This is a genomic window from Vibrio sp. MACH09, assembly GCF_033238805.1.
Lineage (GTDB): Bacteria > Pseudomonadota > Gammaproteobacteria > Enterobacterales > Vibrionaceae > Vibrio.
The window spans coordinates 1,681,311-1,695,839 of the sequence record NZ_BSFZ01000001.1; the positions used below are offsets into that span (position 1 = coordinate 1,681,311).

Below are 14,529 nucleotides of genomic sequence, written 5' to 3' on the forward strand. Positions count from 1 at the left end.
ATACGGGGGTTTATTCCACGTAACAATCAGCTTTCGAGGCTCTTTAGCTATTCTATTTCTCTCCATTGCCAATTGATAAGTAACTCAAGACTACTTTTTTTTTGCCATCTGAAAATCTTCATCTTCAAATTTTGTTATCACAAATTAATCAGAAGTCAGCATTTCGTTTCTTTCATCTTTCTCGTTTCATTATACAGTTTCACAGTTTTCTTTCAACTTTCCGCTCCATTCTGCTTTGATGTGTTTCGTTGTCAATAGATTACACTCTTCATAAACTCTTTTCTCATAACTGTATAAACTTAGAATCTATATAATTTACTGAGCCCTATTTAGATCTACAGAATATCTATGTTTGACATCATAAAATAAATACTTAGTTTATTATAAGGTTTGAATTTTGATTAGAGTTTTTTACGACATGATGCCTGATTACACCGTCTCGGTTTTCCTTGATGGTAGTTGGGATTTCTTCAAGTCGATGCCTAATCTGGTTTCTTACTGCGATTCTGAATACCTTGAATATCAGCTTGTTTCGATAGATGAGATGTCTTATCTGGAACGAGTTGAAGCGGGGCTTCTTGATGCAATTGAATGAAGCTCAACAAATCCAAGCGAATTTAACAGGGCAGGGTAATACTAACGAAACAGGTGTTACGCTTGATTGGCTTGCGTTTACCTTCAAGATTAAAGACCTACGCCACTGTGAACGCGCTGGCTTCATTGGCTTTACAAGTAAAAATCAACCTCACTTTCCCCAAGCTCCAGTTGTTGATCGCCAATTGATGCGTGATGGTCAATCTTATGAAGATTTTAGAGCTTATACTGATTTTGTTATGCGCCAGTATTTTGAAGAGTGCTTGCGTGTTTTTGTTAACAAGGTGCTTGGACTGTCAATGTCTGCGCCACTCGATAAGCAATTCCAATTCTATGAAAACTCTTTCAACTTGCTTTCTCCATGTGGAGAATCTTACTGTGGCCGTGTCGGTATTGGTGGCAATAACGATACTATTCATATATCGATAAATGGCACTGGCTGCAAACACCTTCTATCTGTCCGCTCTTTATTCTCTCTCTACCATTGGTTACATAACGTGTTGCACGTTGTGACCCTTACACGTGCTGACTTAGCGTTTGATGATTTCCATGGTCTTTTTGATTGCAATTATGCTTTGAAAGCAGCTTATGAGGGGGCATTTAAACCATCTGTCAGGGGTAAAAATCCCAAAATTAAAGAAGATTACGAGTATGAATTACTCTCCAACGGTGCAAAGAAATACGTAAAAGAGCAGGTCAGTGTAGGCTCTCGCCAATCGGCTATCTATTGGCGCATCTATAACAAAGCACTAGAGCAAAACCTAACGGATACCACTATTCAATGGTATCGCTCAGAGGTTGAGTTAAAAGGGTGGTCAGTTGAAGTTTTACGCAATATAGAAGGAGCATTTGCTGCTATCAATGCCTATGCTGCCTCAATTGAAGCCTCAGATCCATTTGACACCAAACCAAAGCCACACAAACGAGCCGCTTTGGAAGTCCTTTCTTCTACTCATTGGCTTCGTCGCCAGTGGGGTCGAGTCATATCTGACCTTACGCAGCTCTATAACGGAGATGCAAACAAGGTGATTGAAACCATAGCAAGGGGAGACCCTAAGCTAGGTTATCCAAATACATACAACCATCTGGTTGATGAAATTTTAAGTAGCTATTAGGAAATATTATGAAAAAAGGCTTATTCGTATTAGGCATTACGTTTATGGATGGTGAAAGAGGGAAATCCGCCATTTTAAACATTAGCCGTCCGTTAAAAGATATCGATACCGGAACATTTAAACGTCAAGTATTGGGCGAGTCTGGAGAGATTAACCTTAAATATGATCATCCTTTGTTTGTTGATTATGACTATGCTTGCAAGCTTCGTGATTCTGGGGCGTTAGTTCCTCGTCGTGAGTATGAAGTTGATACCGCTTTGGATTATGACGACCCGCTTGCAGGCTCTAAAGTTGTTGAACTTATCCCTATTGATGAGGAGATAAAAACGCATTTTAAAGCATCCATGAAACAATAATAAAAAGGATCATTTATGGATAACGTCAGTGCATCACCAGAGCCGCAAGTTAGCGAATGTTCTTTCGCTGACTTGTTAGCCACACGTCCATTATCAAGTGAAGATAAGGCGCAATCTAGGCCTTATCGTTACTGGACAGAAGAAGATAATAATTTATTAAAATCCATGTATCAGCAAGGCGCGACATTAGAGGAAATAGGGGAGTTTTTTGATAGAAAGCCAAACACTATTGGTGAAAGAATCAAGCGACTAGGGCTTAAACGCTGCAAAGCATTAACCATTAATCAAGAGCAGTTTTTAAAGAAAAACTATTGGTTATTAGGTGCTGAGGGCTGCGCTAAAAGGCTTAAACGTAGTCGGAGTGCAATCACATATTATGCAAAGCTTTTAAAGCTAAAAATACCCGCTCGTGACCAATATAACCCACCTATATATAGGAAGTTATTACCTTACGATATGGCGAAACGTATCTCTATTTTAGAACGTAAGTCACCGACATCTAAGGATAAAATTGAAGATTCTGTTGTTATTTTGTATGACCGATATCGACAATCTAAACCTATGGCCGCATTTCACTTAGATGAACTGTGTTTAGCTTTAGATAGGCATTTTGGGCGTCGTGATGGTGTGACAGCATCCGCTTTAACACATGGTTATAAGGCAAAATGATATGGGGAATTCAGATAGAACTCGACGGTTTAAACGCAGAGATTGTTGTCCTCAATGTGGTCCTATAGATTTTCTTTGTACCGAATACATATCGAATAATCAGATTTTTCTGTATGAAGAGCAATGTCCAAGGTGCCATGACTTTTGGCAAATTGGTTTAGATGATACTCTCAATAACTGTCAAAAATTACTAGATAAGGACTTGATATGAAAGTCTATTATGATGTTCATTCCGAAGATATGATTTCTACTTTTACGCCTAATGAGGGTTGGTATACGTTTAAATCTTTATCCGATATGCAAGATACGTTATCCCGTCAATACGGTGATGATTTAGAACTTATCGTACTGACTCCAGAGCTTCACAAGAGCATGTTAGAGGCTGGCGATTTTGACGGATATTCATAACCACATATGTTTTACTCATTGGGCATCGCCCCGAGCAAAGCGAGTCACCGAGATATAAGGGCGCTTGATACAGTTTGGCATTTCGTCAAGCAGTGAGCGCCCGAAACTATCTTTTGCACATCCTCACCATTTATAAAAACCTTCCTTCCTGCTAGGCCATAGCGAAACCTCAAGTAAACACGACAACAAGAATCTGTAGTGGATAACGCTCCAGGTCATTAGATTTTAACGTGCGTCACTGGTGACATTTCTAACTAGCTCATAATCAAAGTGCGCATTAGGGTTGTGAATTATGTTGAGTGGTTTGTTGTCAGTACCATTGCGCCAGCACTGACGACCTAGAAGCGGCTAAGGGTGGGCTAAGAACTTACTCATTGTCGTAGCTTGCTACGTACATGTTAGTGATTAGAATCGCTTTGCAATGAGAGCCCGTACACATAATTCGCCTAATGCGCACTTAGTTAATATATTAAGCATTGAAATACTCAACAAAGACCATATATCCTAATTGCATATAACTTTGTATGCTTTTAGAGAAGATATTATGGCCAGATATTACGTAAACAAAAATTCACAAGCAAATGGTGATCATGAAGTACATAAGCAAGGTTGCAGTCATATGCCACTAGAGCACAATAGATTATATTTAGGTGACTTTGTTGGTTGTACTCCCGCAGTAAAAGAAGCCAAAAAAACTTATCCTAAGGCTAATGGTTGCTTTTATTGCTCAATCACTTGTCATACAAGCTAAGACGTTTATTTTAATGATAATTTCAAGGAGCCTAGTGCTCCTTTTTTGTTTCTGACGACAAGCAACGACGACGAGACTGAGGAGGAGAAGCGCGGAGGAAGAGAGAAGCGCATACAAAAGCCAGCCACAGGGCGGCGTGTATGAGATTCTCGTCTCAGATTTCGATTAGAACCCCCGTCTAGTAATACGGGGGTTTATTCCACGTAACAATCAGCTTTCGAGGCTCTTTAGCTATTCTATTTCTCTCCATTGCCAATTGATAAGTAACTCAAGACTACTTCTTTTTTTTGACCATCTGAAAATCTTCATCTTCAAATTTTGTTAGTCCCAAATTAATCAGATAGTCCAGCATTTCTGTTTCTTTAATGTTTGTTCTAGTTTCAATAACAGCTTTGACAGTTTTCTCTTCAACTTTTCGCCATGTGCTGTCTTTGATGTGTTTCGTTGTCATCAGATTACCTCGTTATAACTTTCTCAAACATTATAAACTTAGAATCTAATAATTGTTGACATTTAGAATCTAAGAAATTATGTTTGAATCATAAAATAAATACTTAGATTCTAAGGTTTGAGTTTTGATTAGAGTTTTTTACGACATGATGCCTGATTACACCGTCTCGGTTTTCCTTGATGGTAGTTGGGATTTCTTCAAGTCGATGCCTAATCTGGTTTCTCACTGCGATTCTGAATACCTTGAATATCAGCTTGTTTCGATAGATGAGATGTCTTATCTGGAACGAGTTGAAGCGGGGCTTCTTGATGCAATTGAATGAAGCTCAACAAATCCAAGCGAATTTAACAGGGCAGGGTAACACTAACGAAACGGGTGTTACGCTTGATTGGCTTGCGTTTACCTTCAAGATTAAAGACCTACGTCACTGTGAACGCGCTGGTTTCATTGGCTTTACAAGTAAAAATCAACCTCACTTTCCCCAAGCTCCCGTCATTCATCGTCAATTGATGCGTGATGGTCAATCTTATGAAGATTTTAGAGCTTATACTGATTTTGTTATGCGCCAGTATTTTGAAGAGTGCTTGCGTGTGTTTGTTAACAAGGTGCTAGGACTGTCAATGTCTGCGCCACTCGATAAGCAATTCCAATTCTATGAAAACTCTTTCAACTTGCTTTCTCCATGTGGAGAATCTTACTGTGGCCGTGTCGGTATTGGTGGCAATAACGATACTATTCATATATCGATAAATGGCACTGGCTGCAAACACCTTCTATCTGTCCGCTCTTTATTCTCTCTCTACCATTGGTTACATAACGTGTTGCACGTTGTGACCCTTACACGTGCTGACTTAGCGTTTGATGATTTCCATGGTCTTTTTGATTGCAATTATGCTTTGAAAGCAGCTTATGAGGGGGCATTTAAACCATCTGTCAGGGGTAAAAATCCCAAAATTAAAGAAGATTACGAGTATGAATTACTCTCCAACGGTGCAAAGAAATACGTAAAAGAGCAGGTCAGTGTAGGCTCTCGCCAATCGGCTATCTATTGGCGCATCTATAACAAAGCACTAGAGCAAAACCTAACGGATACCACTATTCAATGGTATCGCTCAGAGGTTGAGTTAAAAGGGTGGTCAGTAGAAGTTTTACGCAATATAGAAGGGGCATTTGCTGCTATCAATGCCTATGCTGCCTCAATTGAAGCTTCTGAGCCATTTGACACAAAACCAAAGCCACACAAACGAGCCGCTTTGGAAGTCCTTTCTTCTACTCATTGGCTTCGTCGTCAGTGGGGTCGAGTCATATCTGACCTTACGCAGCTCTATAACGGAGATGCAAACAAGGTGATTGAAACCATAGCAAGGGGAGACCCTAAGCTAGGTTATCCAAATACATACAACCATCTGGTTGATGAAATTTTAAGTAGCTATTAGGAAATATTATGAAAAAAGGCTTATTCGTATTAGGCATTACGTTTATGGATGGTGAAAGAGGGAAATCCGCCATTTTAAACATTAGCCGTCCGTTAAAAGATATCGATACCGGAACATTTAAACGTCAAGTATTGGGCGAGTCTGGAGAGATTAACCTTAAATATGATCATCCTTTGTTTGTTGATTATGACTATGCTTGCAAGCTTCGTGATTCTGGGGCGTTAGTTCCTCGTCGTGAGTATGAAGTTGATACCGCTTTGGATTATGACGACCCGCTTGCAGGCTCTAAAGTTGTTGAACTTATCCCTATTGATGAGGAGATAAAAACGCATTTTAAAGCATCCATGAAACAATAATAAAAAGGATCATTTATGGATAACGTCAGTGCATCACCAGAGCCGCAAGTTAGCGAATGTTCTTTCGCTGACTTGTTAGCCACACGTCCATTATCAAGTGAAGATAAGGCGCAATCTAGGCCTTATCGTTACTGGACAGAAGAAGATAATAATTTATTAAAATCCATGTATCAGCAAGGCGCGACATTAGAGGAAATAGGGGAGTTTTTTGATAGAAAGCCAAACACTATTGGTGAAAGAATCAAGCGACTAGGGCTTAAACGCTGCAAAGCATTAACCATTAATCAAGAGCAGTTTTTAAAGAAAAACTATTGGTTATTAGGTGCTGAGGGCTGCGCTAAAAGGCTTAAACGTAGTCAAAGTGCAATCACATATTATGCAAAGCTTTTAAAGCTAAAAATACCCGCCCGTGACCAATATAACCCACCTATATATAGGAAGTTATTACCTTACGATATGGCGAAACGTATCTCTATTTTAGAACGTAAGTCACCGACATCTAAGGATAAAATTGAAGATTCTGTTGTTATTTTGTATGACCGATATCGACAATCTAAACCTATGGCCGCATTTCACTTAGATGAACTGTGTTTAGCTTTAGATAGGCATTTTGGGCGTCGTGATGGTGTGACAGCATCCGCTTTAACACATGGTTATAAGGCAAAATGATATGGGGAATTCAGATAGAACTCGACGGTTTAAACGCAGAGATTGTTGTCCTCAATGTGGTCCTATAGATTTTCTTTGTACCGAATACATATCGAATAATCAGATTTTTCTGTATGAAGAGCAATGTCCAAGGTGCCATGACTTTTGGCAAATTGGTTTAGATGATACTCTCAATAACTGTCAAAAATTACTAGATAAGGACTTGATATGAAAGTCTATTATGATGTTCATTCCGAAGATATGATTTCTACTTTTACGCCTAATGAGGGTTGGTATACGTTTAAATCTTTATCCGATATGCAAGATACGTTATCCCGTCAGTACGGTGATGCTTTAGAACTTATCGTACTGACTCCAGAGCTTCACAAGAGCATGTTAGAGGCTGGCGATTTTGACGAATATTCATAATCATTGGGCATCGCCCCGAGCAAAGCGAGTCACCGAGATATAAGGGCGCTTGATACAGTTTGGCATTTCGTCAAGCAGTGAGCGCCCGAAACTATCTTTTGCACATCCTCACCATTTATAAAAACCTTCCTTCCTGCTAGGCCATAGCGAAACCTCAAGCAAACACCACAACAAGAATCTGTAGTGGATAACGCACCAGAGCACCAGATTTTAACGTGCGTCACTGGTGACATTTCTAACTAGCTCATAATCAAAGTGCGCATTAGGTATATTATGTTAAATAAGGTTTGTGACGGGATGTGATCGCCTCGCCCCTCTATCAGTCTTGAATCAACCCTTTGATTTTGCGTTGTAAATAACATTACCTCTGATTTGAGTTTTTAGCCTGCTCTTGCAGATCTACTGCTCAAAATCATCAAATTTAATGGGGCTTATTTTTTCTTCTGAGTTTTGTGAATCTTCGCGCTTTTTTACCAGCAGCACTGAGTTTCTTTCTCATGGCTGCAGCAAACTTCTTGTTTGTTTTCCATTTGCGTTTGGTCGCGTTCCCGCCTTTTCGCTCTGCTTGTTTTGCGGACCTGCCTATTTAACTTTTAAGTCGTTTGATTAAAAGCGCACTGACGATAACCACAAAAACTACTGTTGCCATGCTGCGATCGAGTTTTAGTTCCAAGGGCTGGAATGCCGATACGGAGTAAAACATGGCTGTATATTGATATAAATTAATACCAACTATGCTTGCTACCCTGTCTTTTTGATAACATTTTTCTACTTTGCATTCTATACGCTAATTGCGTACACTTGTCCTATGAAAAGTGTATTTCTTGAATCAACCATATTTGAAAAGTACCGAAATGAGTACCTTAGTGATGAGGAGTTTCGGCTGTTTCAAGTGGAACTTATGTCCAACCCTAAACAGGGTGATGTGATTCAAGGTACAGGTGGTTTGCATAAGATTCGAGTCGCAAGTAAAGGTAAGGGAAAACGCGGTGGATCTCGTGTTATCTATTACTTCCTTGATGAGAATAGACGTTTCTATTTACTTACTATATACGGTAAAAATGAAATGTCGGATCTAACGACAGACCAAAAGAAGCAGTTAAAAGGTTTTATGGAGGCGTGGCGTTATGAGCAATCGTGACTTATTTTCAGAATTAAGCTCAGCTCTTGTAGAAGCAAAAGAGCACTCAGAGGGAAAACTTACTCTGAAAACCCACCAAGTTAGTGAAACAAGCGATCTTGATATTTCACCTGATGAAATCGTTAATATCCGAGAGCAGTTCAATATGTCTCGCGGTGTATTTGCTCGTTTACTTCATACATCATCAAGAACGTTAGAAAACTGGGAACAAGGGCGTAGCGCACCTAATGGACAAGCTGTAACGCTTTTAAAACTAGTACAACGTCACCCTGAAACTCTAACCCACATTGCTGAGCTATAATTCAGAAAGTCCACTAGCGTGGACTTTAACCAAACATCACTCGACAGCGTTGATAATAAGCCTTCATTCGTTATCTCTATAAGTTAATCACTACACGAGTTATTTTTTTCTGCGTTTTGGCGGCTCTGGAAGTTCATCTTCTGTGATATAACCGTCCCCGTTTTTGTCAATGCGGCTGAAATCATTTTTCAGTGGTCCTTGCACTTCAGACTTTGATAATTTGCCGTCGCCATTTCTATCCATATTGATCATAGGATTACCACGCTGGCTTTGCGATTTTAGGCGTTCCGAGTCACCAAACGCTTTGACCTCAGGCTTCATTCCGCCCTGCGCTTTCATATCCATGCCCGCTTCTGTTCCATCCAGTACATACTGTTTGCTATCACGTTCATTTTGACTTGGGTTTTCGATAAATTGAGTATTGCTATCCGTCACGCAACGCACATAGTTTTTATAACGAACAGCATCACCTTGCGGACCATGGCCTTGTGGATAATCTTGCCCTGCATAGGTTTTAGGGTCACTTCGCTGCGCTCCCGCCCCATGAACATCTACCCATTGGTTATTCATGTAACCAAGTGAACGGCCAAAAGCGATATACGACGCATTCTTGCTGTTTTTGAGGTTTTGATGAGTGGTGCTACTCCAATAGTTGGGATAATCGATTTTTTCGCCTTCATTGATTATGCTCGTCACCGAAAAACTCGAATCTATGGCTGCACTATTGCTGGTATCCGGTGATTTAGTGTAATCAACGATGGACTGCAGTTCTTTTGCATTCGGTAAACGCCAGTCATTGCTGCCCGCTAACTCTAAGTTTTCACAATATTCCAGAGCAGAAAACCACTCCATACCGTGTTCACTATCACCTTGCTGCCATGTTAATCCTGTTGCTTTATCACTAATGGTTTTATTACCATTATCAACAAATTGGTTAATGCCATAATCTGTGTTGCCCCGAACAGTTAATAGGTAAAACGTCTTATCACCACCACGAGGAGAGGTAGCGCCATACCCTTTAATTCGGCCATCAATAAAATTAACCCCAAAAATGGTCTCATCTCCATTCATGGTGGTTGAAACATATTTGGTGCTGCTTAAATATTGGGAATCAATCAGTCGCTCACCGGCATCTAAATCTCCTGACTCAAACGCAAACATAGAGTGATCGATGAAAGGTCGGATAGTGTACGTCCCTGCTCCATTAATGCCACTAGGATCTTCACCATCAAACATCATCAATGAATAGAGTTCTTTGATCGTAGGAACACGCCAATCGCTATGGCCACCAAGTTCTAGGGACGCAGCATACAGTTGTCCTTCATTATAACTCACCTTATCAGCAGCAGTTATTTTGCCATCACCGTTAATATCCGTCGTTTGTGCCCATAGTAGCCCAGTGTTGTTGTCGAGCACTGTTCCGTCATTATTTAAGGTGTAGCTTGGGGAATAGCCTTGATATTGAGCATCTTGACCTGCTCCCTGTTTACCCGCCATAGCGCATTGATTTAGGACATTTGAGGTGTCTGAGCACTGTGTCTGATTTGTATCAACTATGGTGTAACGGTAAGGGGATTCTGTCGCAGAAACCCCACTGCCCCACATTAAAGCCATAACTGATGCAAGTACTGAAAAGCGGGGTAATATATGTTGGGTGTTTGAATTTATAGTATGGCTCATAGTTTTCCTCGTTATAGGATATCTTTTGTTCTGTTAACTATGAGCTGAAAATGTGTAGCTAATATGGAGAAAATAAGGAGGTGCAATTAGGATAACTGAATCTTTGTATGCCAAATCGCTTTTACTTTATCTCAAACCGTTTTTACTCTATTTCAAACCGATAACCGACACCGTAAACCGATTTAATCCAGTCGTATTGCTCATTCACACTAAGGATTTTTTTGCGAAGGTTTTTAATATGGCTATCTATTGTTCGGTCGGTGACAACTCGGCCATCGTTATAGATCTGATCCATTAGCTGATCACGGCTAAACACCTGTCCAGCATGATTATAAAAATACCCCAGCAATTGAAATTCAGCAGGAGTGAGTGGCAAAGGACTCTCATCAATCCAAGCCTGCATTTTCAGGTCATCTACTTTTATCGGATGAGCAGTACATTCTTGGTTAAAGGGGAGCTGTTCTGCGTTTTGAAAACGACGTAGTACGTTTTTTACTCTCGCAACTAACTCTCTTGGACTGTATGGCTTACAGACATAATCATCCGCTCCAAGCTCTAACCCTAATAAACGATCAATTTCATCAACTTTAGCGGTTGCCATTATTACTGGCACATTACTGAACGTTCTTAGTTCACGATAAATATCGAGTCCATCTCGATTCGGTAACATCAAGTCGAGCAAAATGAGTGCTGGGGAGTTTTCCTTGACCCAATCGATAACTTTCGCACCATCATCAATAATGAAAGTTTGGTATCCATTGTGAGTCAAGTAATCAGACACTAGCTGAGACAATGACGGTTCATCTTCAACAATCAGTATCATTGCTTTCCTTATATGCATTTAATTTTGGTATGTTTATCATTACGTTAAAGGTAATTGTATTGTAACTTTAAGGCCACCTAACTGAGACTTCTCAACTTGCGCTGTTCCAGCATGTGCTTGGATAATTCCTTGGCAAATCGAAAGCCCCAAACCAGAGCCACCAAACTCTCGGCTACGGGACTGATCTACACGATATAATCGTTCAAACAGCTTCGGCAGTGCTTCATTAGGCACACCAGGCGCACTATCTTCAACAACAATCAAAACGCTATTGTCGTATTGGGAAGTGTGGATATGCACTTCTCCCCCCTCGTCCGTATAACGATAGCTGTTTTCTAATAGATTGTTCAGAACTTGGGTCAATTTTTGTTTATCTCCCTGAATAAAAGCGTCACAAGGGTGTAAATCACAGCTCAGGTCAAGGTTCTTACTTTCAAAGCGGTTAATGTGACTGGCAAGGGCGTTCTCAACGACATCTTTAATACTGACCTTCTGAAGGTTTATCTGTAACTGAATTTCCGCCTTGCTTGCTGAACGCAAATCCTCAACTAACTGAATAAGAGTGAGAACCTGTTGATGAAGGGATTCTATGTAAGTTGGCTCTGGTTTTCTAATACCATCTTGCAGTGCTTCTAACTCCCCTCGCAATACTGCTAAAGGGGTACGAAGTTCATGTGAAATGTCAGAGAGCCAACGTTCACGAAGTTCTTCTTGGTTTTTTAGTGATTTAACCAGTAGGTTGAATGCGCTTATTACATCAGCTATCTCATCGTTATTTCGATGCTCAATCTGATAATCTAAGTTACCGTCTCGGACAGCATTTGCGCCTTGGTGTAATGCCCGCAAAGGTGTTAATAAATATCGAACACAAACAACGGCGAACAGCAGACTTAATATAATGGTGGCAAAACTGATGGTGATAATATGTTTAGTTTGCGAATGAAGAAAACTCTCTGCCAATGAATTGGTAAGAGATTCACTCTGAACAACGGTTACATAACCTATAACCTGTCCATTTTTAGTAATATCCAGCGTGACACTGTTCATGCCATCGATAGAATTGAGATTATCAAGTGGCCCGAGTAGTACGTTTCCATCAGCATCCAATAAGTTAAGTCGTACACTCAATGGTGCCATTATGGATTGTTTTGGTAGTAAAGCTCCTGTAGGGCGCCGCTTATCTCTCGGAGGAGGAACTTCGCCAAGTTGTTGTAGTAATCCTGCCCAAATATGGGGGGCTACTTCTAGTCGATGCCAACCGTATGTTTCAGAATAATAATCACTTACCCGAGCAGCCAACGTTTTCGCTTTGGTTAGCTCTTCTTGGTTAAGATATTGCTGAAACCCCTCTTTAAAACTCGAGTTAACCAGTACCGCCATGGTAGCAATAACCAGTGTGCTACTGAGTAACAAAGCTACAAATAACTTTTGAAACAGTGAGATACGCATAGAGGCCTTTTAATTGTTATCTACTTCTTCATTTTACACCTATAAATGTATAGGGATACGGACTTAACATTATTTCGTTACCACAATCTATGTTGCTACGATAATCCACGTGGTCAAAATCATAGCGGCTACGACATAACGATGATAATTGAGACGTCTTGTTTCCCGCTAAAAAAGAGTGGATATTTTTAACGGGTTATCTTTCTTATAGAACTATGGAAATTTAAATAGCGCGACTGACTTTAAATTGTCCCATTAACGAACGTAAATCTTCGGCTAAATTAGCCAAGTGTTCACTCGATTGAGCAGTAAGAGTTGAACCACCAAGTACCTCTAGCCCGGATTGGCTGATACTCACGATACTTTGGTTTATTTCTTCTGCTGTCGCAGCTTGTTGCTCACAAGCGGTAGCAATTTCCATGTTCATACAGTTAACATCATCCACTGATTTATCAATAATATTTAGAGAGCCGCTCGCCTTTTTGGCATTATCAGCACTGCTATCGACCATATGCCTACTTTGATCTATCGCTTGCACAGCTTGTGTCGCTTTGTCCTGAAGATCAGCGATTAAACGATGAATATCGGAAGTTGTCGCTTGAGTCCGCTGAGAAAGATTTCTTACCTCTTCCGCCACAACTGAAAATCCTCGTCCTGCTTCGCCAGCTCTAGCAGCCTCAATTGCAGCATTAAGGGCAAGCAAATTTGTTTGGTCTGCGATTTCACTGATGCTTTTCACAAACCCACTAATAGCATTGCTTTCGTTACTAACAGATTGAACTTTATTTGAAGAGAACTGAATTTGGGAAACCAGCGTATTTATCTCATTTGAATTTGACGAAACAACGTCGCTGCCTAACGAAACTTCACGCTTAGCTAATCCTGCCGTAGTTGATGCTTGTATAGTGCTGTCGGCAACCTGTTGAACGGTTGTTGTCATCTCCATCATAGCGGAAGCGACACCATCGGTATTAATTTGTTGAGACTGAATGGCTTGATTCGTTTGTTCAGTAGCCGCCGCAATATCTTGTGCGACGCTGGTTATCTGTTCACTTGAGAACAGTACTTTACTAATGGTAGCGTCTAATTTTCTGGCCATAACGTTGATGTTCTCTAACAGGACACCAATTTCGTCTTTACTATTACTTTGGATCGAAACATTGAAATCACCGTTGGCGACTTGCTTCGCGGCGTCTACAGCAACATGTAAAGAACGTACGATTCTTCGAGTGAAGAGGCCCCCGAGTAAAACTCCGATGATAATACTAACCATGCTAACGATGACCATACCTTTTACCGCTGCGATTTCATGCGCTTCTGTTTGCAGCAAAGCGTTTTTGGTTAGACTTTCAATGCTCACCAGAAAGTTTTCAAGGTGCGTATTAAACAGTTGTTGATTATGTTCGATCGTTTTGAGTTGTTCTTCCGCCGCTTCCACGTTACCTAGGTCAATATTAACTAATAAGCTTTCAGAAATAGAGTGATAACTACTGTGTTCATTCTTTAATTGCTCTAACCCACTTTCCAATGCTTGGATTTCATTTAACAACTCGACTGTATTGGCGTTTTCTCTCGCATGTTTAAGTATGCTTGCCACTTCTTCCAGTTCTTGTTCAATTTCCGTACTTAGTTGAGTGAACTGTTTATGATAGGTCGTCTTATCCTCTGAACTTCCTTTCAAACCAGCAACTCTCATTGATTTTTCAAGTATTATTGCACCCTCTAACTGCTTGGTTGTCATGGTTGTAGTTAGCTCAGTCAACGGAATATCATCTTCAACAATACCGTGAAGCTCAGTCTTAATTTTCTGCATTTGATAATAAGCAAAAAACGCCACAACGAGCGTAAGCGATAACATTATAGAAACGATTACCGTCATTTTGGTTTTAATACTCTGATTGTTGAAATAACTCATCATTATC

The 14,529-nt window shown here is 40.3% G+C and carries 17 protein-coding genes; 12 read left to right on the forward strand and 5 right to left on the reverse strand.

Annotated features, from left to right (window positions below; all coding sequences use genetic code 11):
• Positions 1 to 397 precede the first annotated feature (397 nt).
• The 5 genes from CHJ_RS07420 (at position 398) to CHJ_RS07440 (ending at position 3,142) form a co-directional block, all read left to right on the forward strand.
• Positions 398 to 595, forward strand: coding sequence for a hypothetical protein (locus CHJ_RS07420; protein ID WP_317917321.1), 198 nt, complete (start codon positions 398 to 400; stop codon positions 593 to 595).
• On the forward strand, positions 582 to 1,709 hold the full coding sequence (locus CHJ_RS07425; protein WP_317917330.1) for a replication initiation factor domain-containing protein: 1,128 nt from the start codon (positions 582 to 584) through the stop codon (positions 1,707 to 1,709). The genes CHJ_RS07420 and CHJ_RS07425 overlap by 14 nt, the downstream gene beginning before the upstream one ends.
• An 8-nt stretch (positions 1,710 to 1,717) precedes the next feature.
• A complete protein-coding gene (locus CHJ_RS07430) occupies positions 1,718 to 2,065 on the forward strand; it encodes a DUF1293 family protein (RefSeq protein ID WP_317917331.1) in 348 nt (115 codons plus the stop codon).
• A 15-nt stretch (positions 2,066 to 2,080) separates the two neighbouring features.
• The gene (locus CHJ_RS07435; RefSeq protein WP_317917332.1) at positions 2,081 to 2,734 is read left to right on the forward strand and encodes a gcrA cell cycle regulator family protein; all 654 of its coding nucleotides are present in this window, start codon (positions 2,081 to 2,083) and stop codon (positions 2,732 to 2,734) included.
• Between the two features lie 207 nt (positions 2,735 to 2,941).
• On the forward strand, positions 2,942 to 3,142 hold the full coding sequence (locus CHJ_RS07440) for a hypothetical protein (RefSeq protein WP_317917333.1): 201 nt from the start codon (positions 2,942 to 2,944) through the stop codon (positions 3,140 to 3,142).
• Positions 3,143 to 4,167: 1,025 nt separating this feature from the next.
• Here the strand turns inward: CHJ_RS07440 and CHJ_RS07445 are convergent.
• Positions 4,168 to 4,344 carry a hypothetical protein gene (locus CHJ_RS07445; RefSeq protein ID WP_317917334.1) on the reverse strand — a complete coding sequence of 59 codons (177 nt, stop codon included), beginning with the start codon at positions 4,342 to 4,344 and terminating at the stop codon, positions 4,168 to 4,170.
• Positions 4,345 to 4,468: 124 nt separating this feature from the next.
• On the opposite strand from CHJ_RS07445, the gene CHJ_RS07450 reads away from it, so the two are divergent.
• The 7 genes from CHJ_RS07450 to CHJ_RS07480 all read left to right on the forward strand — a co-directional run bounded on the left by CHJ_RS07450 (position 4,469) and on the right by CHJ_RS07480 (position 8,655).
• Positions 4,469 to 4,666 carry a hypothetical protein gene (locus tag CHJ_RS07450; RefSeq protein WP_317917335.1) on the forward strand — a complete coding sequence of 66 codons (198 nt, stop codon included), beginning with the start codon at positions 4,469 to 4,471 and terminating at the stop codon, positions 4,664 to 4,666.
• The gene (locus CHJ_RS07455; protein ID WP_317917336.1) at positions 4,653 to 5,780 is read left to right on the forward strand and encodes a replication initiation factor domain-containing protein; all 1,128 of its coding nucleotides are present in this window, start codon (positions 4,653 to 4,655) and stop codon (positions 5,778 to 5,780) included. The genes CHJ_RS07450 and CHJ_RS07455 overlap by 14 nt, the downstream gene beginning before the upstream one ends.
• 8 nt (positions 5,781 to 5,788) lie before the next feature.
• Complete coding sequence (locus CHJ_RS07460) at positions 5,789 to 6,136, forward strand: DUF1293 family protein (RefSeq protein ID WP_317917331.1); 348 nt, start codon at positions 5,789 to 5,791, stop codon at positions 6,134 to 6,136.
• A 15-nt stretch (positions 6,137 to 6,151) separates the two neighbouring features.
• The gene (locus CHJ_RS07465) at positions 6,152 to 6,805 is read left to right on the forward strand and encodes a gcrA cell cycle regulator family protein (RefSeq protein WP_317917337.1); all 654 of its coding nucleotides are present in this window, start codon (positions 6,152 to 6,154) and stop codon (positions 6,803 to 6,805) included.
• Positions 6,806 to 7,012: 207 nt separating this feature from the next.
• Positions 7,013 to 7,213: a hypothetical protein gene (locus CHJ_RS07470; RefSeq protein WP_317917338.1), complete on the forward strand. Its 201-nt coding sequence runs from the start codon at positions 7,013 to 7,015 to the stop codon at positions 7,211 to 7,213.
• An 808-nt stretch (positions 7,214 to 8,021) separates the two neighbouring features.
• Complete coding sequence (locus CHJ_RS07475) at positions 8,022 to 8,354, forward strand: type II toxin-antitoxin system RelE/ParE family toxin (protein WP_317917339.1); 333 nt, start codon at positions 8,022 to 8,024, stop codon at positions 8,352 to 8,354.
• Positions 8,341 to 8,655, forward strand: coding sequence for a helix-turn-helix domain-containing protein (locus CHJ_RS07480; protein WP_317917340.1), 315 nt, complete (start codon positions 8,341 to 8,343; stop codon positions 8,653 to 8,655). Before CHJ_RS07475 ends, CHJ_RS07480 begins: the two co-directional genes overlap by 14 nt.
• 99 nt (positions 8,656 to 8,754) lie before the next feature.
• Here CHJ_RS07480 and CHJ_RS07485 read toward each other — a convergent pair whose 3' ends face one another.
• From CHJ_RS07485 to CHJ_RS07500, 4 genes are all read right to left on the reverse strand, one after another.
• Complete coding sequence (locus CHJ_RS07485) at positions 8,755 to 10,335, reverse strand: DUF1566 domain-containing protein (protein ID WP_317917341.1); 1,581 nt, start codon at positions 10,333 to 10,335, stop codon at positions 8,755 to 8,757.
• A 142-nt stretch (positions 10,336 to 10,477) separates the two neighbouring features.
• On the reverse strand, positions 10,478 to 11,158 hold the full coding sequence (locus tag CHJ_RS07490) for a response regulator (protein WP_317917342.1): 681 nt from the start codon (positions 11,156 to 11,158) through the stop codon (positions 10,478 to 10,480).
• A 39-nt stretch (positions 11,159 to 11,197) separates the two neighbouring features.
• A complete protein-coding gene (locus CHJ_RS07495) occupies positions 11,198 to 12,607 on the reverse strand; it encodes an ATP-binding protein (protein ID WP_317917343.1) in 1,410 nt (469 codons plus the stop codon).
• Between the two features lie 223 nt (positions 12,608 to 12,830).
• Positions 12,831 to 14,525: a methyl-accepting chemotaxis protein gene (locus CHJ_RS07500; protein ID WP_317917344.1), complete on the reverse strand. Its 1,695-nt coding sequence runs from the start codon at positions 14,523 to 14,525 to the stop codon at positions 12,831 to 12,833.
• Positions 14,526 to 14,529: the final 4 nt, after the last annotated feature.

Bases quoted from the DNA above. Each gene is read 5' to 3' on its own strand.
- CHJ_RS07425 (WP_317917330.1), top strand. From the start codon at position 582: ATGCAATTGAATGAAGCTCAACAAATCCAAGCGAATTTAACAGGGCAG.
- CHJ_RS07430 (WP_317917331.1), top strand. From the start codon at position 1,718: ATGAAAAAAGGCTTATTCGTATTAGGCATTACGTTTATGGATGGTGAA.
- CHJ_RS07435 (WP_317917332.1), top strand. From the start codon at position 2,081: ATGGATAACGTCAGTGCATCACCAGAGCCGCAAGTTAGCGAATGTTCT.
- CHJ_RS07440 (WP_317917333.1), top strand. From the start codon at position 2,942: ATGAAAGTCTATTATGATGTTCATTCCGAAGATATGATTTCTACTTTT.
- CHJ_RS07445 (WP_317917334.1), bottom strand. From the start codon at position 4,344: ATGACAACGAAACACATCAAAGACAGCACATGGCGAAAAGTTGAAGAG.
- CHJ_RS07455 (WP_317917336.1), top strand. From the start codon at position 4,653: ATGCAATTGAATGAAGCTCAACAAATCCAAGCGAATTTAACAGGGCAG.
- CHJ_RS07460 (WP_317917331.1), top strand. From the start codon at position 5,789: ATGAAAAAAGGCTTATTCGTATTAGGCATTACGTTTATGGATGGTGAA.
- CHJ_RS07465 (WP_317917337.1), top strand. From the start codon at position 6,152: ATGGATAACGTCAGTGCATCACCAGAGCCGCAAGTTAGCGAATGTTCT.
- CHJ_RS07470 (WP_317917338.1), top strand. From the start codon at position 7,013: ATGAAAGTCTATTATGATGTTCATTCCGAAGATATGATTTCTACTTTT.
- CHJ_RS07475 (WP_317917339.1), top strand. From the start codon at position 8,022: ATGAAAAGTGTATTTCTTGAATCAACCATATTTGAAAAGTACCGAAAT.
- CHJ_RS07480 (WP_317917340.1), top strand. From the start codon at position 8,341: ATGAGCAATCGTGACTTATTTTCAGAATTAAGCTCAGCTCTTGTAGAA.
- CHJ_RS07485 (WP_317917341.1), bottom strand. From the start codon at position 10,335: ATGAGCCATACTATAAATTCAAACACCCAACATATATTACCCCGCTTT.
- CHJ_RS07490 (WP_317917342.1), bottom strand. From the start codon at position 11,158: ATGATACTGATTGTTGAAGATGAACCGTCATTGTCTCAGCTAGTGTCT.
- CHJ_RS07495 (WP_317917343.1), bottom strand. From the start codon at position 12,607: ATGCGTATCTCACTGTTTCAAAAGTTATTTGTAGCTTTGTTACTCAGT.
- CHJ_RS07500 (WP_317917344.1), bottom strand. From the start codon at position 14,525: ATGATGAGTTATTTCAACAATCAGAGTATTAAAACCAAAATGACGGTA.